Origin of the sequence: Polaromonas sp. JS666 (assembly GCF_900103405.1) — a bacterium.
GTDB lineage: Bacteria > Pseudomonadota > Gammaproteobacteria > Burkholderiales > Burkholderiaceae_C > Polaromonas.
Genome location: NZ_FNHX01000014.1, coordinates 39,883 through 61,668, shown reverse-complemented (window position 1 = coordinate 61,668; position 21,786 = coordinate 39,883). Strand labels below are relative to the sequence as shown.

20 protein-coding genes are annotated in these 21,786 nt (G+C 65.8%); 9 read left to right on the top strand and 11 right to left on the bottom strand.

Annotated elements, in window-relative coordinates; genetic code table 11:
- Positions 1-33: 33 nt before the first annotated feature.
- A complete protein-coding gene (locus tag BLQ85_RS22155) occupies positions 34-996 on the bottom strand; it encodes a LysR family transcriptional regulator (protein WP_074580131.1) in 963 nt (320 codons plus the stop codon).
- Positions 997-1,159: 163 nt separating this feature from the next.
- On the opposite strand from BLQ85_RS22155, the gene BLQ85_RS22150 reads away from it, so the two are divergent.
- The 7 genes from BLQ85_RS22150 to BLQ85_RS22120 all read left to right on the top strand — a co-directional run bounded on the left by BLQ85_RS22150 (position 1,160) and on the right by BLQ85_RS22120 (position 9,319).
- Positions 1,160-2,695 carry a CoA-acylating methylmalonate-semialdehyde dehydrogenase gene (locus BLQ85_RS22150; protein ID WP_074580130.1) on the top strand — a complete coding sequence of 512 codons (1,536 nt, stop codon included), beginning with the start codon at positions 1,160-1,162 and terminating at the stop codon, positions 2,693-2,695.
- 236 nt (positions 2,696-2,931) lie between these two features.
- Positions 2,932-4,047: a Re/Si-specific NAD(P)(+) transhydrogenase subunit alpha gene (locus tag BLQ85_RS22145; protein WP_074580129.1), complete on the top strand. Its 1,116-nt coding sequence runs from the start codon at positions 2,932-2,934 to the stop codon at positions 4,045-4,047.
- Complete coding sequence (locus BLQ85_RS22140; RefSeq protein WP_074580128.1) at positions 4,044-4,754, top strand: hypothetical protein; 711 nt, start codon at positions 4,044-4,046, stop codon at positions 4,752-4,754. The genes BLQ85_RS22145 and BLQ85_RS22140 overlap by 4 nt, the downstream gene beginning before the upstream one ends.
- 6 nt (positions 4,755-4,760) lie before the next feature.
- Entirely contained in the window at positions 4,761-5,087 is a 327-nt protein-coding gene (locus BLQ85_RS22135; RefSeq protein ID WP_074580127.1) for an NAD(P) transhydrogenase subunit alpha part 2, read from the top strand.
- Positions 5,084-6,508 carry an NAD(P)(+) transhydrogenase (Re/Si-specific) subunit beta gene (locus BLQ85_RS22130; protein WP_074580126.1) on the top strand — a complete coding sequence of 475 codons (1,425 nt, stop codon included), beginning with the start codon at positions 5,084-5,086 and terminating at the stop codon, positions 6,506-6,508. Before BLQ85_RS22135 ends, BLQ85_RS22130 begins: the two co-directional genes overlap by 4 nt.
- Positions 6,509-6,672: 164 nt before the next feature.
- Entirely contained in the window at positions 6,673-8,361 is a 1,689-nt protein-coding gene (locus tag BLQ85_RS22125; protein ID WP_074580162.1) for a long-chain-fatty-acid--CoA ligase, read from the top strand.
- 181 nt (positions 8,362-8,542) lie between these two features.
- Positions 8,543-9,319, top strand: coding sequence for a 5'-methylthioadenosine/adenosylhomocysteine nucleosidase (locus BLQ85_RS22120; protein ID WP_074580125.1), 777 nt, complete (start codon positions 8,543-8,545; stop codon positions 9,317-9,319).
- Positions 9,320-9,335: 16 nt separating this feature from the next.
- Here BLQ85_RS22120 and BLQ85_RS22115 read toward each other — a convergent pair whose 3' ends face one another.
- Positions 9,336-10,166: a UPF0149 family protein gene (locus BLQ85_RS22115; protein ID WP_074580124.1), complete on the bottom strand. Its 831-nt coding sequence runs from the start codon at positions 10,164-10,166 to the stop codon at positions 9,336-9,338.
- 95 nt (positions 10,167-10,261) lie between these two features.
- Between BLQ85_RS22115 and BLQ85_RS22110 the strand changes: the two genes are divergently transcribed.
- Positions 10,262-11,989: an FMN-binding glutamate synthase family protein gene (locus tag BLQ85_RS22110; RefSeq protein WP_074580123.1), complete on the top strand. Its 1,728-nt coding sequence runs from the start codon at positions 10,262-10,264 to the stop codon at positions 11,987-11,989.
- Between the two features lie 20 nt (positions 11,990-12,009).
- Here BLQ85_RS22110 and BLQ85_RS22105 read toward each other — a convergent pair whose 3' ends face one another.
- The 8 genes from BLQ85_RS22105 to argS form a co-directional block, all read right to left on the bottom strand.
- On the bottom strand, positions 12,010-12,435 hold the full coding sequence (locus BLQ85_RS22105) for a putative toxin-antitoxin system toxin component, PIN family (protein WP_074580122.1): 426 nt from the start codon (positions 12,433-12,435) through the stop codon (positions 12,010-12,012).
- Complete coding sequence (locus BLQ85_RS22100; protein WP_074580121.1) at positions 12,432-13,838, bottom strand: THUMP domain-containing class I SAM-dependent RNA methyltransferase; 1,407 nt, start codon at positions 13,836-13,838, stop codon at positions 12,432-12,434. Before BLQ85_RS22100 ends, BLQ85_RS22105 begins: the two co-directional genes overlap by 4 nt.
- Before the next feature lie 8 nt (positions 13,839-13,846).
- Positions 13,847-15,382, bottom strand: a complete 1,536-nt coding sequence (locus BLQ85_RS22095; RefSeq protein WP_074580120.1) for an RNA polymerase factor sigma-54 — start codon at positions 15,380-15,382, stop codon at positions 13,847-13,849.
- 134 nt (positions 15,383-15,516) lie between these two features.
- Positions 15,517-16,299: an LPS export ABC transporter ATP-binding protein gene (gene lptB / locus BLQ85_RS22090; RefSeq protein ID WP_074580119.1), complete on the bottom strand. Its 783-nt coding sequence runs from the start codon at positions 16,297-16,299 to the stop codon at positions 15,517-15,519.
- A 15-nt stretch (positions 16,300-16,314) separates the two neighbouring features.
- On the bottom strand, positions 16,315-16,944 hold the full coding sequence (gene lptA, locus BLQ85_RS22085; protein WP_074580118.1) for a lipopolysaccharide transport periplasmic protein LptA: 630 nt from the start codon (positions 16,942-16,944) through the stop codon (positions 16,315-16,317).
- A gap of 150 nt (positions 16,945-17,094) precedes the next feature.
- Positions 17,095-17,754, bottom strand: a complete 660-nt coding sequence (locus BLQ85_RS22080; protein ID WP_074580117.1) for a thiol:disulfide interchange protein DsbA/DsbL — start codon at positions 17,752-17,754, stop codon at positions 17,095-17,097.
- 129 nt (positions 17,755-17,883) lie between these two features.
- Positions 17,884-18,519, bottom strand: a complete 636-nt coding sequence (locus tag BLQ85_RS22075) for an SPOR domain-containing protein (RefSeq protein WP_074580161.1) — start codon at positions 18,517-18,519, stop codon at positions 17,884-17,886.
- A gap of 54 nt (positions 18,520-18,573) precedes the next feature.
- Positions 18,574-20,259, bottom strand: coding sequence for an arginine--tRNA ligase (gene argS / locus BLQ85_RS22070; RefSeq protein WP_074580116.1), 1,686 nt, complete (start codon positions 20,257-20,259; stop codon positions 18,574-18,576).
- A gap of 134 nt (positions 20,260-20,393) precedes the next feature.
- On the opposite strand from argS, the gene BLQ85_RS22065 reads away from it, so the two are divergent.
- Positions 20,394-20,684 (top strand): PsiF family protein, encoded by a 291-nt coding sequence (locus BLQ85_RS22065; RefSeq protein WP_074580115.1) that lies wholly within the window; start codon positions 20,394-20,396, stop codon positions 20,682-20,684.
- Positions 20,685-20,747: 63 nt separating this feature from the next.
- On the opposite strand, the gene BLQ85_RS22060 is transcribed toward BLQ85_RS22065, so the two are convergent.
- Complete coding sequence (locus tag BLQ85_RS22060; RefSeq protein ID WP_074580114.1) at positions 20,748-21,671, bottom strand: HTH-type transcriptional regulator ArgP; 924 nt, start codon at positions 21,669-21,671, stop codon at positions 20,748-20,750.
- Positions 21,672-21,786 lie beyond the last annotated feature (115 nt).

Below are 21,786 nucleotides of genomic sequence, written 5' to 3'. Positions count from 1 at the left end.
AGCGCTTCCGGGTGTTTTTCCCCGTCCGGGCTGTCACGGCGCCGGGGCCGGCTGCGCGGCGCCGAAGCCGCCGGCAAAACTCTCGCGCAGGTGCTCGACAAAACACTGCACGGCCTTGGGCACCTGGGCCGACCAGGGCCTCAGGGCGTAGATGCGTTCGCCGAAGAAGCCCTGCACCTGCCAGTCGGGCAGCACATGGACCAGGGGTGCTGGCTGGCCGCCGCCCCGGGGCACGCTGAAATCCGGCAGCAGCCCTATGCCCAGGCCGGCCACCAGCGCCTCGCGCAGCACCTCGCTGTTGTTGGCCTTGAGCGTGCCGCTGATGCTGACCCCGACCTGCTCGCGCGACTTGCGTTTGCCGCTGCGCATAAAGGTCCAGCTGGCCGTGTTGTGGTTGCCCAGGTAGAGCAGGCAGTCGTGCGTGGCGAGTTCCGAGGGCTGGGTGGGCACGCCACGCCGCGCCAGGTAGTCGGGGCTGGCCAGCAGGAGGGAGCGTGTTTCGCACAGCACCCAGGCCACATGGGTGTCGGGCGGCGTGTTGGTATGGCGTATCGCCAGGTCAAAGCCCTCGTTGGCCAGGTTCACAAAGCGGTCGGTCAGCTCGAGCTCAATGTGGATTTCGGGAAAGCGCTTGAGAAAGGCCGCCACGCAGGGCGCGAGGTGCTGGCGCCCCAGCGCCACCGGCGCCGTCACGCGTATCAGCCCGCGCGGCGCGCCCACCAGGTCTTTCACGGCCGAATAGCTTTCGCTGATGCGGGCAAAAGCCGGCTGCATGCCGTTGACCAGCTGCTGACCGGCTTCGGTCAGGCCCACCGAGCGTGTGGTACGCCGCACCAGCATCACGCCCGCAGCGCGCTCCAGCTCGCTGATGCGCATGCTGGCCGAGGCCTTGGAGACGCCCAGGCGGCGCGCCGTCTCGGTGAAGCTGCGGGTGGCTGCCAGCACCGTCAGCAGGTGCAGGTCGGCCACCAGGGGGGAAAGTTGGTCGGAGGACATGGTGCCAGGCGCTGGGTCGCCCCGGCCTTCGATTGTTCAGGAATATGAACAATGTAATCACAAATAAGGGAGTTATCAATCCGGCCCCGCCGGCCTAGACTGCCAGCAAGCCGCCCTTTTCGGGCCCCTGCCGGCCGCCAGGCCACTTCCAGAGGATTTCCCCATGTCTTTATCACCCGCCGCCACCGCTCCCCAGGCCACCATTGGCCACTACCTCAACGGCCGCGTCGCCGCACCGACCTCGGGCCGCAGCCAGGAAGTTTTCAACCCCGCGACCGGCGCGGTGTCGGGCCACGTCGCGCTGGCCAGCACGGCCGAGGTCGACGCCGCTGTGGCGTCCGCGCAGGCGGCTTTCCCGGCCTGGGCCGACACGCCGCCGCTGCGCCGCGCGCGCGTGCTGTTCAAGTTCCTGGAGTTGCTCAACCAGAACAAGGACAAGCTGGCCCACATGATCACCGCCGAGCACGGCAAGGTCTTCACCGACGCGCAGGGCGAGGTCTCGCGCGGCATCGACATCGTGGAATTCGCCTGCGGCATCCCGCAACTGCTCAAGGGCGACTTCACCGACCAGGTCTCCACCGGCATCGACAACTGGACGCTGCGCCAGCCCCTGGGCGTGGTGGCCGGCATCACGCCTTTCAACTTCCCGGTGATGGTGCCGATGTGGATGTTCCCCGTGGCGATTGCCGCCGGTAACTGTTTTGTGCTCAAGCCCAGCCCGATAGACCCCAGTCCCAGCCTGTTCATGGCCGACCTGCTCAAGCAGGCGGGCCTTCCCGACGGCGTCTTCAACGTGGTGCAGGGCGACAAGGAGGCGGTCGACGCGCTGCTGGTGCACCCGGACGTCAAGGCCGTGTCCTTTGTCGGCTCCACGCCGATCGCCAACTACATCTACGAAACTGGCGCCCGCCACGGCAAGCGCGTGCAGGCCCTGGGCGGCGCGAAGAACCACATGGTGGTCATGCCCGACGCCGACCTCGAGCAGGCGGTGGACGCGCTGGTAGGCGCGGGCTACGGCTCGGCCGGCGAGCGCTGCATGGCGATCTCGGTGGCGGTGCTGGTCGGCAATGTGGCCGACAAGCTGGTGCCCATGCTGGAGGCGCGCGCCAGAACGCTGGTGGTCAAGAACGGCGTGGAGCTCGACGCCGAGATGGGTCCCATCGTCACCGCGGCCGCGCACCAGCGCATCACCGGCTACATAGCCACCGGCGTGAAGGAAGGCGCAAAACTGCTGGTCGACGGTCGCGGCTTCAAAGGTGCGCAGGCCGGCGCCGGCTGCGACAAGGGCTTCTGGATGGGCGGCACGCTGTTCGACCACGTCACGCCCGGGATGCGCATCTACAAGGAAGAGATCTTCGGCCCGGTGCTGGGCTGCGTGCGCGTGAAGGATTTCGCCGAGGCGGTGGAGCTCATCAACGCCCATGAGTTCGGCAACGGCGTGAGCTGCTTCACCCGCGACGGCCATGTGGCGCGCGAATTCAGCCGCCGCATCCAGGTCGGCATGGTCGGCATCAACGTGCCCATCCCGGTGCCTATGGCCTGGCACGGCTTCGGCGGCTGGAAAAAGAGCCTCTTTGGCGATATGCACGCCTATGGCGAAGAGGGCGTGCGCTTTTACACCAAGCAGAAATCCATCATGCAGCGCTGGCCCGAAAGCATAGGCAAAGGCGCCGAGTTCGTGATGCCGACGGCCAAATAACACGGCGCACGCCGCGGCGTGACAGCCCCCTCAGGCGCATGGCGTCCGAGGGGGCTATTTTTATGGGCGGCTGCGGAATGCGCAAAAACTATAGACTGCCCTGACAAAAAATCGCAAAAATCTCATGTAAGCTTCATGACAGGTACAAATACAGACACGCAGAAGACAGATCACGCACAAGCCCAGCCACGGGCTGATGTCCACCAAGCCCATACCAACGTACTGAGGAGAGACCCATGCTGATTGGGGTACCCGCCGAAATCACGGCCGGAGAAACACGCGTCGCCATCACGCCCGAGACGGCCAAAAAACTCAAGGCCCAGGGGCACACCGTCCGTGTGCAGTCGGGCGCCGGCGTCGCCGCCAGCGTTCCCGACGAGGCCTACACGGCCGTCGGCGCCGAGATCACCGACGCGGCGGGCGCCTACGGCGCCGACATCGTGCTCAAGGTGCGCTGCCCGCTGGACAGCGAAATGGGACTGGCCAAAGCCGGCGGCGTGCTGGTCGGCATGCTCAATCCTTTTGACGCCGCCGGCCTGCAGCGCCTGGCCGCCGGCAAGCTGACTTCCTTTGCCCTCGAAGCCGCGCCGCGCACCAGCCGCGCGCAAAGCATGGACGTGCTGTCCTCGCAGGCCAATATCGCCGGCTACAAGGCCGTGATGATGGCGGCCGACCGCTACCAGCGCTTTTTCCCCATGCTGATGACGGCGGCCGGCACGGTCAAGGCCGCGCGCGTGGTGATCCTGGGCGTCGGTGTCGCCGGCCTGCAGGCCATCGCCACGGCCAAGCGCCTGGGCGCGGTCATTGAGGCCAGCGACGTGCGGCCCAGCGTGAAGGAACAGGTTGAATCGCTGGGCGCGAAATTCATCGACGTGCCCTATGAAACCGACGAAGAGCGCGAAGCCGCCGTCGGCGTGGGCGGTTATGCCAAGCCCATGCCGCCCAGCTGGCTGGAGCGGCAAAAGGCCGAAGTCGCCAAACGCGTGGCGCAGGCCGACGTGGTCATCACCACGGCGCTGATTCCGGGCCGCGCGGCACCGGTGCTGGTGACCGAAGAGATGGTCAAGGCCATGAAGCCCGGCAGCGTGATCGTCGACCTGGCCGCGCCGCAAGGCGGCAACTGCCCGCTCACCGAAGCCGGCAAGACCGTGGTCAAGCACGGCGTGACCCTGATCGGCGAAACCAATGTGCCGGCGCTGGTCGCGGCCGACGCCAGCGCGCTCTATGCGCGCAACCTGCTCGACTTCCTCAAGCTCATCATCACCAAGGAAGGGGAGCTCAAGGTCGACCTGGAAGACGACATCGTCGCGGCCTGCCTGATGACCCAGGGCGGTGAGGTCAGGAAAAAATGATCCGTGAGCTGCTTTCGCTGGTGATGCTGGCAGCCGCAATGGCTGCATTGCCTGCGCATGCCGAAACCGTCAAGGTGGGCAGGGCCAGCATCGAACTGCCGGAAGGAAACTGGAAAGCACTCGCGTCCAGCGATGGGCAAGACACGGTGGACGGCAATGGCACGGGCGGTGCCCTGCCGACCGAAACCCGTTCGTTTGCCTTCATCTCGGGCGGCCGCGTGATGGCCATTCTTTACGTGAACTCGTCAAAGGGCGGGGGGCTTCGCATCAACTGGGTCAATACCTGTACCGGGAACCAGAATGTCCACGCCCTGAACCTGACAAAAGACCCCAATGCACTGGAATGCATCCGCGCGTCAATCCCTTTGAAGGCGGAGCTCTATCTCAAGCGCGCCATGCCCGAGGTGTTGACCGCCATGGAAAGCCAGGGCATGGCCGTGCCACCGGCCTTGCAAGCCATCGGTGTGACGGTAGGCAGCTCCGGCGGCACCAGCATGCACGTGAATCTGCTGGTGGTGCCGGGCTTTCTGGGTTTGCAAGGCGACGAAGCTTCAAGCCTCCCGACATACCTGAAACCCGGCCAGTTTGTGTGGGCGCGCCAGCTGGCCGCGGCCGTCAAGGGCAGCGTCTACTCCATGAGCGGCAACATGGCCCTCCCACCCCTGGCCTTTGCCACTCCCCGCGTTACTTCATCAACTTCTCAATAGGCGATCATGGAAGCAGTTTCACCCACCATCATCAACCTGATTATTTTTGTACTGGCCATCTATGTGGGTTACCACGTGGTGTGGACCGTCACGCCGGCCCTGCACACGCCGCTGATGGCGGTGACCAACGCGATTTCGGCCATCGTGATCGTGGGCGCCATGCTCGCGGCCGCGCTGACCGAAACGCCGCTGGGCAAGACCATGGGTGTGCTGGCCGTGGCGCTGGCGGCCGTCAACATCTTCGGCGGATTTTTGGTGACGCGCCGCATGCTGGAGATGTTCCGCAAGAAAGAAAAGAAAGCCGCCGCGCCCGCTGAAGGAGCCGCCAAATGAGCATGAACCTCGTCACGCTGCTGTACCTGGTGGCTTCCGTTTGTTTTATTCAGGCGCTCAAGGGCCTGTCGCACCCCACCAGCTCGATTCGCGGCAACTTGTTCGGCATGGTGGGCATGGCCATTGCCGCGCTGACCACGGCCGCGCTGATCGTCGAAATCTCGGGTGGCAAGGCTCTGGGCATGGGCTATGTCCTGCTGGGCCTGGTGGTCGGCGGGGGCTACGGCGCCTGGCGCGCCAAGACGGTCGAAATGACCAAGATGCCCGAGCTGGTGGCCTTTTTCCACAGCATGATCGGTCTGGCCGCGGTCTTTATCGCCGTGGCCGCCGTGGCCGAGCCCTATGCCTTTGGCATCGCGGCCAAAGGCAGCCCCATCCCCACCGGCAACCGGCTGGAGCTGTTCCTGGGCGCCGCCATCGGCGCCATCACCTTCAGCGGCTCGGTGATCGCCTTCGGCAAACTGTCCGGCACTTACAAGTTCCGCCTGTTCCAGGGTGCGCCGGTGCAGTTCGCCGGCCAGCACAAGCTGAACCTGGTGCTGGGCCTGCTGACCATAGGCCTGGGGCTGGTGTTCATGTTCACGGGCAGCTGGCCCGCGTTTTTCGCGATGCTGGCGCTGAGCTTCGTGATGGGCGTGCTCATCATCATCCCTATCGGCGGCGCCGACATGCCGGTGGTGGTGTCCATGCTCAACAGCTACTCGGGCTGGGCCGCGGCCGGTATCGGTTTTTCGCTGAACAACTCCATGCTGATCATCGCCGGCTCGCTGGTCGGCTCCTCGGGCGCCATCCTCTCGTACATCATGTGCAAGGCGATGAACCGTTCCTTCTTCAACGTGATCCTGGGCGGTTTCGGCGGCGAAGCCGGCGCGGCCGCCGCGGGCGCCAAGGAGCAGCGCCCCGTCAAGTCGGGCTCGGCCGACGACGCCGCCTTCATCCTGGGCAATGCCGAAACCGTCATCATCGTGCCGGGCTACGGCCTGGCGGTGGCGCGCGCGCAGCACTCGGTCAAGGAACTGGCGCAAAAGCTCATCGACAAGGGCGTCAACGTCAAGTACGCCATCCACCCGGTGGCCGGCCGCATGCCGGGCCACATGAACGTGCTGCTGGCCGAGGCCGAAGTGCCCTACGACCAGGTGCATGAAATGGAAGACATCAACGCCGAGTTCGGCCAGGCCGACGTGGCCATCATCCTGGGCGCCAACGACGTGGTGAACCCCGCGGCGCACGTCAAGGGCAGCCCCATCTACGGCATGCCCATCCTGGAGGCCTACAAGGCCAAGACGGTCATCGTCAACAAGCGCTCCATGGCGGCCGGCTACGCGGGCCTGGACAACGAACTCTTCTACATGGACAAAACCATGATGGTGTTCGGCGACGCCAAAAAGGTGATCGAAGACATGGGCAAGGCCGTCGAATAAGCGCGGACTGGGAGTTTGCCCGCGGCCGCGCGCCGCGGGATGATCCACTTTAGAGGGGCTTCCCTTCTGATTTCCCGGGTTTCCTAGGGAAAACGCAATAGCCACGAAGAGGGCACGCCGTGAGAATCCATGGCTGTAAGCAAAACGTAATGGAGAAGACAAACATGAATGCAGCGACCATTGACCGCCCGTGGCTCAAGGCCTACCCGCCGGGCGTTCCCACCGATATCGACGCGTCGCAGTATCCGTCGCTGGTGGCCTTGATGGAGGAAAGCTTCAAAAAGCACGGCAGCCGCGTCGCCTACAGCTTCATGGGCAAGGACGTCACCTTCGGCCAGACCGACAGCCTCTCGCTGGCCTTCGGCGCCTACCTGCAAAGCCTGGGCCTGGCCAAAGGCGACCGCATCGCCATCATGATGCCCAACGTGCCCCAATACCCGGTGGCCGTGGCGGCCATCCTGCGCGCAGGTTATGTGGTGGTCAACGTCAACCCGCTGTACACCCCGCGCGAACTCGAGCACCAGCTCAAGGACTCGGGCTCCAAGGCCATCGTCATCATCGAGAACTTCGCCAACACGCTGGAGCAGTGCATTGCCGCCACGCCGGTCAAGCACGTGGTGCTGTGCGCCATGGGCGACCAGCTCGGCATGCTCAAGGGCGCGCTGGTCAACTACGTGGTGCGCAACGTCAAAAAAATGGTGCCGGCCTTCAACCTGCCCGGCGCCGTGCGCTTCAACGACGCGGTGGCGCAGGGCACGCGCCTGACGCTCAAGCGCCCCGACATCAAGCCCGACGACGTGGCCGTGCTGCAGTACACCGGCGGTACCACCGGCGTGTCCAAGGGCGCGGTGCTGCTGCACCGCAACGTGATCGCCAACGTGCTGCAGTCCGAAGCCTGGAACGGCCCGGCCATGGCCAGCATGCAGCCGGGCCACCAGCCCACTTACGTCTGCGCGCTGCCGCTGTACCACATCTTCGCTTTCACCGTGAACATGATGCTGGGTATGCGCACCGGCGGCAAAAACATCCTGATCCCCAACCCGCGCGACCTGCCCGCGGTGCTCAAGGAACTCTCCAAACACAAGGTCAACAGCTTCCCGGCCGTCAACACGCTGTTCAACGGCCTGGCCAACCACCCTGACTTCAACACGGTGGACTGGTCGCACCTGAAGATTTCGCTGGGCGGCGGCATGGCCGTGCAAAGCGCGGTGGCCAAGCTCTGGCTCGAAAAAACCGGCTGCCCGGTCTGCGAGGGCTACGGCCTGTCCGAGACCTCGCCCTCGGCCAGCTGCAACCCGACCAACAGCAAGGCCTTCACCGGCACCATAGGCGTGCCGATTCCAGGCACCTACTTCAAGCTGCTCGACGACGACGGCAACGAAGTGCCGCAGGGCCAGCCCGGCGAGATCGCCATCAAGGGCCCGCAGGTCATGGCCGGCTACTGGCAGCGCCCCGACGAAACCGCCAAGGTCATGACGCCGGACGGCTACTTCAAGTCGGGCGACATTGGCGTGCTTGATGAAAACGGCTTCTTCAGGATCGTCGACCGCAAGAAGGACATGATCCTGGTGAGCGGCTTCAACGTCTACCCGAACGAGATCGAGGACGTGGTGGCCAAGCTGGCCGGCGTGATGGAATGCGCCTGCGTGGGCGTGGCCGACGACAAGTCCGGCGAAGCCGTCAAGCTGGTGATCGTCAAGAAAAACCCGGACCTCACCGAAGCCCAGGTGCGCGAATACTGCAAGACCAACCTGACCGGCTACAAGCAGCCCAAGGTGGTGGAGTTCCGCACCGAGCTGCCCAAGACACCGGTCGGCAAGATTCTGCGGCGCGAGCTGCGGGACAAGAAATGACGCCTTGCTTCATTTCTTGCAGCGAAGGCTTACAACTGCCCTGCTTGCAGGGCTTGTTAGGCCGGAGCTACAAGAAGTAGCCAACTGGCAAACTTTTTTTAGAGCCTGCAAAGGTTTTCTAGAGGGCGGCGTGAGTCGCCCTTTTTTGCGCCTGTACGGGCTTTGTGGGCACAATCCTGCCATGCCGAATCGCTCCGCCTCCCCCACCCCCGTCGCCATCCTCAGTGCCCTGCTGCAGGAGCAGCAAGGCCTCATGGAGCTGCTGCACCGGCCGCAGAAGGTGGCGCACGCCGGCCGCGACTTCTGGCTGGGCGAGCTGCACGGCCGGCCCGTGGTGCTGGCCTTGTCGAAAATCGGCAAGGTGGCGGCCGCCACCACGGCGACCGCGCTGATCGAGCGCTTCGGCGTGCGCCGCATGGTGTTCACCGGCGTGGCCGGCGGCCTGGGCGCGGGCGTGAATGTGGGCGACGTCGTGGTGGCCAGCGATTTTGTGCAGCACGACCTCGATGCTTCGCCGCTGTTTCCGCGCTACGAGGTGCCGCTGTACGGCCGCAGCCGCTTCGAGGGCGACGCGGCGCTCACGGCCTTGCTGTTCAAGGCGGCGTCGGCGGCATTGGGTGATGGCGGCATTGGCGGAGCCGGCGCGGCCTTTGCGGGCGCGCGCGCGCACCTCGGGCTGATCGCCAGCGGCGACCGTTTTGTCTCAGGCGCCAGCGAGTCGCGCGGCCTGCATGCCGCGCTCACGGGCGCGGGCCACGAGGTGCTCGCGGTCGAGATGGAGGGCGCGGCCGTGGCGCAGGTCTGCCACGACTACGGTGTGCCCTTCGCCGCGGTGCGCACCATCTCGGACCGCGCGGACGACAGCGCGCATGTGGACTTCCCGCGCTTTGTCGAGGAAGTGGCAAGCCGCTATGCGCATGCGATTGTGGAGAAGCTGCTGCTGTCGCTGGAGCCTTGACCGCGGCGGAAAAGCTTCAGCCCGCGCCGTGGCACTTCTTGTATTTTTTCCCGCTGCCGCAGTAGCAGAGGTCATTGCGCCCTGGCGTGGCCTGGGCGCGCACCGTCTCCACTTTGGGCCCCAGCGTCTTCCACAGCTCGCGCAGGTCGTACACCGCCCAGATGGCCTCGCCAAAAGCATTGAGCCGGGCGATGCTGGTGCTGGGCGCGCCGTCTTCGCTCAGCGGTGAAACCTCGGGCGCGGCCGTGTCGTCCTCGGTCATGGCCACCACGGCCTGCAGCGCGCCGTCCAGCCATTTGGCGGCGTCCTTGTCGCGCGGCGCCATCCATTCGTCGGGCCAGCTTTCGACCGCGAACATAAAACCCAGCGCCCAGACCTGGGCAAAGGCCGGCAGGTCCTCGCCCTTGAAGGCGGCGCGTTCCTCGGGCGCCATTTCGGCCACGGCGCCGCGTATGTCCATCACCTCGGGGTGGTAGCAGTTGTCGTCTTCCAGCGAGTCGACTTCCGAATCCAGCGCGACGGCAACTTCCTGCCAGCGCCGGTTCCACAGTGTGAGGAAGCGCTCACGTTGGCCTTCGTCCGCGAAGGAGCCGCCTTCCGGGTCCGGCGCTTCGCCCTCGGCGGGCACGGCCAGCAGCACGGGCAGGTATTCGTCGGCGGCGATGGGCCGGCGCGAGCAGATCACGGCGGCCATAAAACCTTCGCAAAACTCCCACTGCGGCGTCTCGTCGTAGCGGGTGCGCAAGTCGTCGAGGATGGCGTCGAGCGCGTCAAAGTCCTCGGCTTCGAGGAAAGCCGGCTCGGGCGAGCGCGTTGAAGGTGGGGCGGATTTGGGGGTGGGCTTCATGAAAAACAGTCCTGAGCCTCACGCGAGGCTCTTATGATGCAAAGTGTATCTGCCGCATCGCGGTTATTCTGCCCCTCCCCCACGGAAGCGCCACCATGTTCCTCCAGCGTCTGGATGCCCGGTTCCCGGTTCGTTACACCTTCATGGCCTTGTGCGCGCTGGGCGTGCTGCTGGCGCTGTTCAGCCTGGTGCTCTTCGGCGTGGGCCGGCTGACCCTGCTGGCCCTGCTGGCCTGCATTGCGCTGGTTGGCGTGGGCGTGCACGACCTGCGGCAAACCCGGCACGCGGTGTTGCGCAACTACCCGGTCATAGGCCATATGCGCTTTCTGTTCGAGTTCATACGGCCCGAGATGCGCCAGTACTTCATTGAAAGCGACAGCGAGGCCACGCCGTTTTCGCGCGCCCAGCGCTCGCTGGTCTACCAGCGCGCCAAGGGCGAGCCCGACAACCGGCCCTTCGGCACGCAGCTCGACGTGGGCGCGCAGGGCTATGAATGGGTCAACCATTCGATGTCGCCGACCAAGCTGCCTTCGCACGACTTCCGCGTCTGGATAGGCGGCTCGCCCGGCCACCCCTCGCCCTCGGTCGAGCCCTGCACCCAGCCCTACCATGCCAGCGTCTTCAACATCTCGGCGCTGAGCTTCGGCTCGCTGTCGGCCAACGCCATCATGGCGCTCAACAAGGGCGCCAAGCTGGGCGGCTTCGCGCACGACACCGGCGAGGGTTCGATCTCGCAGCACCACCGGCTGCACGGCGGCGACCTGATCTGGGAAATCGGCTCGGGCTACTTCGGCTGCCGCAACGAGGACGGCAGCTTCAGCGAGGAGCGTTTCGCCGCCAACGCGCGCGACCCGCAGGTCAAGCTGGTCGAGCTCAAGATGAGCCAGGGTGCCAAGCCCGGCCATGGCGGCATACTGCCCGGCCCCAAGGTCACCGCGGAGATCGCCGCCGCGCGCGGCGTGCCGCAGGGCAAGGACTGCATCTCGCCCTCCAGCCACAGCGCGTTTTCCACGCCGGTGGAGATGATGCATTTCATCGCCAGGCTGCGAAAGCTCTCGGGCGGCAAGCCGACGGGCTTCAAGTTCTGCATAGGCCACCCCTGGGAGTGGTTCGCCATCGTCAAGGCCATGCTGGAGACCGGCATCACGCCGGACTTCATCGTGGTGGACGGCGCCGAGGGCGGCACCGGCGCCGCGCCGGTGGAATTCACCGACCATGTGGGCGCGCCGCTGCAGGAAGGTCTGCTGCTGGTGCACAACACGCTGATAGGCGTGAACCTGCGCAGCCGCATCTCCATAGGCGCGGCCGGCAAGGTCGTCAGCGCCTTCGACATGGTGCGGCTGATGGCGCTGGGCGCCGACTGGTGCAACGCCGGGCGCGGCTTCATGATGGCGCTGGGCTGCATCCAGGCGCAGAGCTGCCACACCGGCAAATGCCCGACCGGCGTCACCACGCAAGACCCGGTGCGCCAGCAAGCCCTGGTGGTGCCCGACAAGGCCGAGCGCGTGCGCAACTTCCACCGCAGCACGCTGCATGCGCTGCAGGAGCTGGTGCAGGCCGCGGGCCTGTGCCATCCGCGCGAGGTCAACGCCCACCACATCGTGCGGCGCCTGACCGACACCGAGGTGCGTCTGCTCAGCAACCTCATCATGCAGGTGGAGCCCGGCGCGCTGCTGGGTTCGCTGGAAAAACAGAACACCGTGTTCAGCTACTACTGGCCGCTGGCCAGCGCGCACAGCTTTCGCGCCAATGGCGCGGCCATGCAGGCGCCGGCGGGGCCCGATGGCGCCATGGCCTCGGGCGCCGGCGTCGCGGCGGCCTGAACAGGTCTGCCCGCCTGCCGCTAGGGCTGCATGGCGCTCTGCGCCCTGACGCCGAGGCTGCCTAGCCGTTTGGCCATGGAGAGCACGTCCTGGTCCTTGCTTAACAACAGGGCTTTGGCCGTCACCGCCAGGTCTATGAATTTCTGGTCGTCGGCATCGCTGCAGGTGACGCCGGCCTTGGGCGCTACTTCCAGCAGCCGGGCATGCCGATCAAAGGCCGCGAGCACGTCGTCGGCGCTCAATTGGTAAAACGCCAGGCGCGGCGCGATCTGCGGATAGGCCAGTACGCGCGCCAGTTCATCGCGCATGGGCTCAGTGGCCAGCCAGTCGAGCTCGCCGGCTTGCAGTGCCTGCTTCAGCGGCTGCGCGACCGCATCGTTGAAGACAAACAGGTCCAGGACGATGTTGGTGTCCAGCACCACGGGCTGGCGCGCCTGCGCGGTCACGGCGCCGGCTCGCGCGCCGCGCCCGGCTTGCCGCGAGCGGAGCCGGCCACCATGTCGAAGCGAAACAGCCGGCATTCGATCGGGCCGTTCCACATGGGCACGCGACGCGATTCCTTCAGGCGCATCTTGCCGGGCAGCTTGAGGTCGGGCGTGAGCACGTGGGCCGTCCAGCCCGCGTAATTTTTCTTCCAGTGCGCGGCCAGCTGCGGGAAGAAGTCGTCGGCTTCCTCGCCCCAGGCGTTTTGCGCCTGTTCGCGGCCCGGGTTGGCCGAGCGGTCGCGCGAGGTCTCGAAGGCGGGCTCTTCACGCGTGTCGCCGCTGTCGGGCCTCAAAGGCTGGCCGAACTCGTCGATGGGCTGGTTGCGGTGGTCGTGCTGCACGCGCCCTTCGGCATGTCCTTGCTGGCGGCGCTGGTCGCGGCCCTGCACGCCGGTGATGCCGGCCACACCGGCAACGTCGATGCGCTCGCCATAAGGCGGGTTCACCAGCATCACGCCCGAAGGCGCGGGCGGCATGCGCTGCAGCGCGTCGCCGCCGCGGAACTCCACCGCATTGGCCACGCCGGCACGCTCGGCATTGCGCTCGGCGAAGTCGACCATGCGAAAAGACACGTCGCTGCCGAACACCGGCGCAGTGGGCTCGGTGATGGCGGCTTCGGCCTGGTCCAGCAGGCCGTCCCACACATGGCCCTGGAAGGGCAAATACTTCTGGAAGGCAAAGCGCCGGTTGATACCGGGCGCGATGTTGCAGGCGATCTGCGCCGCCTCGATGGCGATGGTGCCCGAGCCGCAACAGGGGTCGTAGAGCGGCACGCCGGTTTTGCACAGCTGGTCCCAGCCGCTGGCGGCGATCATCGCGGCGGCCAGGGTTTCCTTCAGCGGCGCGTCGCCCTTGTCCTCGCGCCAGCCGCGTTTGAAGAGGGGCTCGCCCGAGGTGTCGATGTAAATCGTGACGGTGTCCGTCGTCAGGTGCACGTAGACACGCACGTCGGGCCAGCGCGTGTCGACGCTGGGCCGCACGTCGTCGAACTTGGCGCGAAAACGGTCGGCGATCGCGTCCTTGATCTTCAGCGCCGCGAAGTTCAGGCTGGTCAGCGGGCTGTGCTGGGCGGTGATCTCGACCTTGAAGGTCTGCTTGGGCGTGAACCAGATCTCCCAGGCCACGTTGGCGGCGGCGTTGTAGAGGTCTTGCTCGCCGCGGTACTGGTTGTGCTGCAGCTCGATGAGCACGCGCTGCGCCAGGCGGCTGTGCAGGTTGAGCTGCAGCGCGTCGCGCCAGGAAGCCTGCAATTGCACGCCGGCGCGCCAGGCCTTGCCCTGGATGCCGGTGATGCGCTGCACTTCGCTGGCAAGCAGTGCTTCGACACCCGCGGCGCACGGTAAAAATAACTGGAGTTGGTTCATGAAGAGACTTAGAGAGACTTGCGCAGGTTGGCGGGCGCTATGCGCAGGGCCTCGCGGTACTTGGCCACGGTGCGGCGCGCGCATTCGATGCCCTGCTCCTTGAGCATTTCAGAAATCTGGTTGTCGCTGAGCGGTTTTTTCGCGCTCTCGGAGGAGACAAACTGCTTGATCAGCGCGCGCACCGCCGTGCTCGAGGCGTTGCCGCCGGTCTCGGTGCCCAGCGCGGAGCCGAAGAAATACTTCAGCTCAAAGGTGCCGAAGGGCGTGCCCATGTACTTGGCGGTGGTCACGCGTGAAATCGTGGATTCGTGCAGACCCAGTTCGTCGGCGATTTCGCGCAGCACCAGCGGGCGCATCGCGAGTTCGCCGTGCGTGAAGAAACTCTTTTGCCGCTCGACGATGGCGCTGCTCACGCGCAATATGGTGTCAAAGCGCTGCTGGATGTTCTTGATGAACCAGCGCGCCTCCTGCAGGCGCTGCTGCAGCGCCTGGCCGTCCTGGCCCTTGTGCTGCTTGAGGGCGTTGGCGTAGATGTCGTGCACGCGCAGGCGCGGCATCACGTCGCCGTTGAGCGTGACCTTGAAGCCCCGGCCCGACTTCACGACGATGACGTCAGGCACGATGAGGTTGCGTTCCACGTTCACGAAGCGGCGCCCGGGTTTGGGATCGAGCCGGCCTATCACGGCGATCGCGCCCTTGATGGCCGCCTCGGTGAACCCGCACAGGTAGGACAAGCGCTTGACGTCGCGTTTGGCCAGCAGCTCCATCGGATGCTTGCACACGGCGATGGCGGCGCGGGTCTCCTCACAGTCCTTGCAGTCGAGCAACTGCAGGCCCAGGCACTCGGCCAGGTTGCGCGCGCCCACCCCGGCCGGCTCCATGTGGTGCAGCAGCTTGAGCGCCATGGCAAAGCGCTGCTCGAGCTCCTCGGCCTGTTCCATGTCGCCGCCGGCCAGGCCGGCGGCGAGCGAGGCCAGGCTGTCTTCGAGGTAGCCGTCATCGTTGAGCGACTCGATCAGGAAATGCAGGGCCGCGCGGTCTTCCTCGGACAGGCGCAGGCCCAGCGACTGGCGGTGCAAATGGTCTTGCAGCGACTCATGGCCGCCCGTGAGGTCCGAGGCCTCGGCCTCGCTTTCCTCGTTGTTGTTCTTGCGCGGCGGCGCGTCGCTGCCCCATTCGCTGTCGTCGGGCGCGGTCTCCACCGTGCCGTCGCCTTCCCAGCTTTCCTCGAGCTTGGGTTCCGCGCTGACCTCGGCTTCGCCGGCCGTCGAAAGGCCCGCGTCTTCCGCGCCGCCGGCTGTTGCATCGGCGGCGGATTCAAACTCGCGGCTGTCCTGGCTGACCGGCGTGTTGACATGCTCCAGGCCGAACTCCTCGCGCACCGCGGTTTCGTCCGACACCTCGAGAAACGGGTTTTCGTCGAGCATCTGCTCGACTTCCTGGCTCAGCTCGAGCGTGGACAGCTGCAGCAGGCGTATCGACTGCTGCAGCTGGGGCGTCAGCGCAAGATGCTGCGAGACGCGGAGCGAGAGACCCTGCTTCATGTCAAGGAGCTTTGATGGGAGCGCAGAAAAAGTTCGAGCAGGGGCCGCGGAACCGGCTTAGCCGGGCCGCAGGCGCCGCCCCCTCGAGGGGGGAGGGCGCTACACGAAGTGAGCGACAACGGGGGGGAGCCATCTTACATTTTGAAGTGCTCGCCCAGATAGACGCGGCGCACATCGGCGTTGTTCACGATCTCGGACGGCGTGCCCTGGGCCAGCACATGGCCGTCGCTGATGATGTAGGCGTGGTCGCAGATGCCCAGCGTCTCGCGCACATTGTGGTCGGTGATCAGCACACCGATGCCGCGCGACTTCAGGAAGCCGATGATGCGCTGGATCTCGATCACGGCGATGGGGTCTATGCCGGCGAAGGGTTCGTCAAGCAGGATGAAGCGCGGCTGGGTCGCCAGGGCGCGGGCGATCTCGACGCGGCGGCGCTCGCCGCCCGACAGCGCCGGCGCCGGCGAATTGCGCAAATGGTCCACCCGCAAGTCCTGCAGCAGGGCATCGAGCCGCGACTCGGTGTCGGCGCGGCCCAGCGGCTTGCCGTTCGCGTCCAGCTGCAGCTCCAGCACGGCGCGCACGTTCTCTTCCACCGTGAGCTTGCGGAAAATCGAGGCTTCCTGCGGCAGGTAGCTCAAGCCCAGGCGGGCGCGCAGGTGGATGGGCATGTGCTCGACCGACTGGCCGTCGATGGAAATCTCGCCGGCATCGGCGCGCACCAGGCCCACGATCATGTAGAAGGAGGTCGTTTTGCCGGCGCCGTTGGGGCCCAGCAGGCCCACGACCTCGCCTTTTTGCACGGCCACCGAAACGTCCTGCACAACCTTGCGGCTGCCGTAGGATTTTTGCAGCCCCTGCGCCACCAGGCGGCTGGGGGTTGCGGCCTTGGCCGCCGAAGTGTCAGTCACCACATCCATCTGTGCAGGTTCTTTCTATTTCTTTTCACTGCCCAGCGTGGTGCTGGGGCGCAAGGCAGCGGGCGGGGCTGCGGGGGCGGGCGCGGCGCCCGGGGCTGACGCGGCGGCGCGCGGCGACAGCATGGCGCGTATGCGCCCGCTTGGGTTGGCGGCGGTGCTGTTCTGCGCGCCGCCGTCCACGGTGAAGACGTCGGTGTTGTTGTCGTAGACGATCATGGCGCCCGTGGTTTCATCCACCAGGGTGGCGCCGTTGTAGCGGCGCACCACGGCGCGCTTGATGAATTTGACGAGGTCGGCGCGGCTGTCGTATTCGATGCGTTCGCCCTCGCCTTCGATGTATTCGTCCACGCCGTCGCGTTTCTTGCGGTAGAAAGCCAGCTTGCCGGGCGCCGCGATGGCGATCGCCTGCTGGTAGCCCTCGGGGTCCTGGCTCACGTCGACCCGCGCGCCGCGCACGATGGTGGTGCCCTTGGTGATCACCACGTTGCCGGTGAACACGCTGGTCTGCTTCAGGTCGTCATAACGCAGGGCATCGGCCTCCGCGTTCATGGGCTTGTCCCGGTCGGCTTTTTCGGCCCAGGCCGGAAACGCCGCCCCCAGCGCCAAAGCGGCCGGCAGGACGAGGGAATAAAGGGGGTGTTTCATAAGGCACGAATCTTGCTGCTTTGGGTTGGGCCATTGTAGCCATGCAAGCTGTGGGAATGGCTTGCACGGGTGAATATTAGGGGCATAAAAAAACCCGCCTGGAACGAGGCGGGTTTTTGGCGTGGGCCGTTGCGGCCCTGGACGGAAGGTTTATTTCTTGCCGCGCGACTGCGCGATCAGGTAGTCGGTGACTTGCAGCGCGCGGACCATGCTTTGGGCCAGGGTGGCCGAGGTGTAGTAACGCCCCGCAATGCCCAGCGCCGGTACACCGTCAACCTTGTAGATGTCCTGCAGCTGGGTGGCCTTGCGGGCCTTGGTGGTGACCGTGAAGGAGTTGTACATCTCGATGAACTTGGCCTTGTCCAGGCCTTGTTTTTCGGCCCAGGCGGCGATGGAGTCGGCGGTGTTGAGCGCGAACTTTTCCACGTGGATCGCGTAAAACACCTTTTTGTGGAGTTCCTCGACCTTGCCCATGGCCTCGAGCACATAAAAAAGGCGCTGCTGGGGCTCGAAATCGGGGCGGAAGGCGACCGGCACGCGCCGCACCGTCACGTCCTTGGGCGCCTGCTTCATCCAGGCCTCGAGCGTCGGTTCAAAGGCATTGCAATGCGGGCAGCTGTACCAGAAGAACTCCACCACCTCGACCTGGCCCGCGGGAACCTCGGTGGGCGCCGGCTTGTCCAGCGTCACGTAGTCGGCGCCATCCTTGGGGGCCTTGGCCTGGGCTTGCGCCAGCGTGGGAAGGGCGATGCCGCCCAGGCTGGCGACGGCCGCCGAGGCGGCTGAAAACGAAAACTCACGGCGTTGCATCAGATTCTTCTCCTGGTATGACAGAAATGGTGGGTAAGCCGCCCCTGCGGACGGCGGCCTCGTGGTGCGGGGCACAGGGGTTTGTACACCGGCCCCGTGAAAAGTTCAGCTTATCGGCAGCGCGGGGGGTCAGCGCTGCACGCGGACCAGCGCCGTTTCAATGGAATTGTTGTCCAGCCGCTCCTTGGCTTTGTCGGCATCTTCCTTTTTGTCGAAAGGCCCGAGGCGCACGCGGTACACGGTGCGGCCGGCCTGTTCGCGCTCGGTGACCTTGGCCTGCATGCCCAGCAACAGCAGCTTGGCGCGCTGCTGCTCGGCGTCTTCGGGCGTGCGGAAGGCGCCGGCCTGGATGAAGTAGCTGAAAGGGTCGACGCTGGGGCCGGACGACAGGCCTTCGACCTTGGCCTTGGCCAGGTCGCCCAGCGGGTCGGCCGCGGGGGCGGGCTTGGCGGCGGCGGCTTTGGCGGGCGCCGAGGCGGCGGCCTTGGGCGCGGCGGGGTCGGGAACGGCAACACCGGGCACTTCAGGGTTGGCCGCGCCTGGCGGCGGCTTGGGCTGGTTCTTGCCGGCCAGCGGCGCGTTCGGGTTCCAGTCCTTGTTCTTCTTGGCTTCCGCGGCGTCGCTGTCGGGATTGCGCGCCTGGCTCTTGTTCATGAAAGGCACGGGCACCTTGGTGATGTAGACCGCCACGGCCAGCGCGGCGCCCAGGCCTATCAGCGCGCCAATGATCAAACCCAGCAGCGTCCCGCCTCGTTGTGTATTCATACCCTTGCCCACGTTCATTGCCTTGTCCTGAAAATCCGGTTGCTACCGGCGTTCTTACATCTTGCGCGGGGCGCTCACGCCCAGCACCGCCAGGCCATTGTGCAACACCTGCGCGGTCGCGGCGACCAGTGCCAGCCGGGCGCGCTTGACGGCCTCGTCATCGACCAGGATGCGCTCGGCATCGTAATAGCTGTGGTAGCAGGCGGCCAGCTCGCGCAGGTAAAACGCCACGTCGTGCGGTGCCAGGCCGGCGGCCGCATTGGCCAGCATTTCGGGGTATTTGGCCAGCAGCAGCATCAGCGCCTGGGCCTGCGGGCTGTCCAGCGCCGAGAGGTCGGCCGACTTCAGGCTGGCTTCGTCGCCGCCCTGCTCGGCCCAGGTGGTGAGGATGGAGCAGATGCGCGCGTGCGCGTACTGCACGTAGTACACCGGGTTCTCGTTGTTCTTGGCCAGCGCCAGGTCGATGTCGAAGATGTACTCGGTGTCCGGCTTGCGGCTGAGCAAAAAGAAACGCACGGCATCGGCGCTGGTCCATTCGATCAGGTCGCGCAGCGTGACGTAGCTGCCGGCGCGCTTGGAGATCTTGACCTCCTCGCCGTTGCGCATGACGCGCACCATGGTGTGCAGCACGTAGTCGGGGTAGCCTTGGGGAATGCCCTCGCCGGCAGCCTGCAGCCCCGCGCGCACGCGGGCGATGGTGCCGTGGTGGTCCATGCCCTGGATGTTGATTGCCTTGCCGAAGCCGCGCTCCCACTTGGCCAGGTGGTAGGCCACGTCGGGCACGAAGTAGGTGTAGCTGCCGTCGCTCTTTTTCATCACGCGGTCTTTGTCGTCGCCGTAATCGGTCGACTTCAGCCACAGCGCGCCGTCCTGTTCATAGGTCTTGCCGGCGTTTTTCAGTTTCGCCACCGTGGCGTCGACGCGGCCCGAGCTGTACAGGCTGGACTCGAGGTAATAGTTGTCGAACTTGACCGAGAAGGCCTTGAGGTCCAGGTCCTGCTCGTGGCGCAGGTAGGCCACGGCGAACTGGCGTATCGAGTCCATGTCGTCCACGTCGCCGGAGGCGGTGAACTCGCGGTCGTCCGACTTGACCGTTTTTTTCGCCAGGAAGTCGGCCGCGATGTCGGCGATGTAGTCGCCGTTGTAGGCCGATTCGGGCCAGCCGGCATCACCGGGCTTGAGGCCCTTGGCGCGCGCCTGCGTGCTGGCGGCGAGGGTCTGGATCTGCACGCCCGCGTCGTTGTAATAGAACTCGCGCCAGACCTGCGCGCCTTGGGTGGCGAACAGGTTGCAGATCGCGTCTCCCAGCGCGGCCTGCCGGCCGTGGCCCACATGCAGCGGCCCGGTCGGGTTGGCTGAAACGAATTCAACGATCATGCGCTGCCCGCTGCCTGCCGCTTGCGTGCCGTAGGCGGCGCCGGCCTGCAGCACCTCGCGCACGGTTTCCTGCTTGGCGGCGGGCTTGAGGCGGATGTTGATGAAGCCGGGGCCGGCGATCTCGATGGCGTCCACCCAGCGCTCGAAGGCCGGGGCCTTGAGCAAAATGGCGCGCAGGTTTTCGGCGAGCTGGCGCGGATTGAGCTTGAGCGGCTTGGCCAGCTGCATCGCGGCCGTGCAAGCGAAGTCACCGTGGGCCGCCACCTTGGGGGATTCAAACGCGGCTTTGTCGCCCGCGCCGGGGGAAAGTTCTTCCAGGCCCGCGGCCAGGGCCGCGAGCAGGTCTTTTTTAATCGAGAGCATGGGCTGATTTTACGGTTAAGCCATGCGCCGCCCGGCGCGCGCGCATGCCCGGTCATCGAATTTGCCTGGCCCGGCGTTATGTGTTGGAATTCCAGCCGGAACTCAATCCCGATTCCCAACCCATTGGAGCCACCATGAAAAAGCTGTTATCCCTGACCGCCTTCGCTTTTGCCGCCACCATGATCCTGTCTCCGGTGGCGCATGCCCAGGACGCTCCCGCCAAGACCGCGCAGCAAACCAAGATGGGCACTTGCAACAAGGATGCCGAGGGCAAGAAGGGCGACGAACGCAAGGCCTTCATGAAGGAATGCCTGAGCGCCAAGAAGGCCACGCAGCAAGACAAGATGAAAAGCTGCAACGTCGATGCCAAGGGCAAAAAGGGCGACGAACGCAAGGCTTTCATGAAAGAGTGCCTGAGCAAATAAAGCCGCTCTGCTTCTCACAAACAGCCTGCCAGGGACGACCCGGCAGGCTTTTTTTTGCCGGCCTCAGTCCTGCAGCAGCTGCTCCTTCGCCGCCTGCCTGACGGCCTGCGTCAGCCGCTGCGCCGCCAGCGGCTCGCGCGCCCAGTGCTGCCAATACAGCCGCACGTCGACCGCGCAGCCCGGCAACACCTCCTGCAGCGGCGGACGGTGCGCGCGCGCCGCCAGCAGGATGTCGGGCACCATGCCCCAGCCCATGCCCAGCTCCAGCGCGAGCTCGAAGGCATCGACGGCCGGCACGAAGTGGCGCGGGTAGAGCGCGCCCTTGAGCTTGAAATGCTGGGCCAGGAAAGTGTCCTGCAGCGCGTCCTTGCGGTTGAAGATCACGGCCGGGCTGGCCAGCAGGCGATGGGCCAGGCGGTTAGGCCCCTGCGCCTTGCCTCCCAGCGCAGGCTCGCTCCATTGCGCAACCAGCGCCGGCGAGGCCATGCAGCGGTAGCGCATCACGCCCAGGGGCTCGGCCACGCAGCCGCGCATGGCTTGGGCCAGTGTGGTCACGCAGCCGGTGACGTCGCCGCTCTTGAGCGCATCGTGGGTGTGGTCCTGGTCGTCCACCACCACATCCAGCAGCAGGCCGTGGCCCTGCAGCACCGGCGCCACACCGGGTAAAAACCAGCTGCTCAGGGAATCGGCATTCACCGCCACGCTCAGGCTTTGCAGGCGCCCGGCCTTGCCGCCGCCCTGCAGGCCTGCCAGCAGGTCGGACTCCATCAGCCGCAACTGCCGCACATGGCCCAGCAAGGCCTGGCCGGCCGGCGTGGCGCGCACCTGCTTGCCCCGCACCAGCAGGCGCTGGCCCAGCTCGCCTTCCAGCGACTTGATGCGCAGCGAGACGGCGGCCAGCGTCAGGCTCAGGGTTTTGGCGGCCTCGCCAAAGCTGCCGTGCTCAATCACGGCGGCCAGGGCATCGAGTTGTCGGGCGTCGAGCATCGGTGGGTTTGAGTCAAGTATTAATTGATCAATCTGAGTTTTAGTTAACTTTGTTTAAGCATTATGGGCTTTGCCCGACACTGCGTGCAAGCCGACTCTCATGAACCTTTGAAGA

Coding starts and splice junctions, on each gene's coding strand:
- BLQ85_RS22155 (WP_074580131.1), bottom strand. CDS start 996: ATGTCCTCCGACCAACTTTCCCCCCTGGTGGCCGACCTGCACCTGCTG.
- BLQ85_RS22150 (WP_074580130.1), top strand. CDS start 1,160: ATGTCTTTATCACCCGCCGCCACCGCTCCCCAGGCCACCATTGGCCAC.
- BLQ85_RS22145 (WP_074580129.1), top strand. CDS start 2,932: ATGCTGATTGGGGTACCCGCCGAAATCACGGCCGGAGAAACACGCGTC.
- BLQ85_RS22140 (WP_074580128.1), top strand. CDS start 4,044: ATGATCCGTGAGCTGCTTTCGCTGGTGATGCTGGCAGCCGCAATGGCT.
- BLQ85_RS22135 (WP_074580127.1), top strand. CDS start 4,761: ATGGAAGCAGTTTCACCCACCATCATCAACCTGATTATTTTTGTACTG.
- BLQ85_RS22130 (WP_074580126.1), top strand. CDS start 5,084: ATGAGCATGAACCTCGTCACGCTGCTGTACCTGGTGGCTTCCGTTTGT.
- BLQ85_RS22125 (WP_074580162.1), top strand. CDS start 6,673: ATGAATGCAGCGACCATTGACCGCCCGTGGCTCAAGGCCTACCCGCCG.
- BLQ85_RS22120 (WP_074580125.1), top strand. CDS start 8,543: ATGCCGAATCGCTCCGCCTCCCCCACCCCCGTCGCCATCCTCAGTGCC.
- BLQ85_RS22115 (WP_074580124.1), bottom strand. CDS start 10,166: ATGAAGCCCACCCCCAAATCCGCCCCACCTTCAACGCGCTCGCCCGAG.
- BLQ85_RS22110 (WP_074580123.1), top strand. CDS start 10,262: ATGTTCCTCCAGCGTCTGGATGCCCGGTTCCCGGTTCGTTACACCTTC.
- BLQ85_RS22100 (WP_074580121.1), bottom strand. CDS start 13,838: ATGAACCAACTCCAGTTATTTTTACCGTGCGCCGCGGGTGTCGAAGCA.
- BLQ85_RS22095 (WP_074580120.1), bottom strand. CDS start 15,382: ATGAAGCAGGGTCTCTCGCTCCGCGTCTCGCAGCATCTTGCGCTGACG.
- lptB (WP_074580119.1), bottom strand. CDS start 16,299: ATGGATGTGGTGACTGACACTTCGGCGGCCAAGGCCGCAACCCCCAGC.
- lptA (WP_074580118.1), bottom strand. CDS start 16,944: ATGAAACACCCCCTTTATTCCCTCGTCCTGCCGGCCGCTTTGGCGCTG.
- BLQ85_RS22080 (WP_074580117.1), bottom strand. CDS start 17,754: ATGCAACGCCGTGAGTTTTCGTTTTCAGCCGCCTCGGCGGCCGTCGCC.
- BLQ85_RS22075 (WP_074580161.1), bottom strand. CDS start 18,519: ATGAATACACAACGAGGCGGGACGCTGCTGGGTTTGATCATTGGCGCG.
- argS (WP_074580116.1), bottom strand. CDS start 20,259: ATGCTCTCGATTAAAAAAGACCTGCTCGCGGCCCTGGCCGCGGGCCTG.
- BLQ85_RS22065 (WP_074580115.1), top strand. CDS start 20,394: ATGAAAAAGCTGTTATCCCTGACCGCCTTCGCTTTTGCCGCCACCATG.
- BLQ85_RS22060 (WP_074580114.1), bottom strand. CDS start 21,671: ATGCTCGACGCCCGACAACTCGATGCCCTGGCCGCCGTGATTGAGCAC.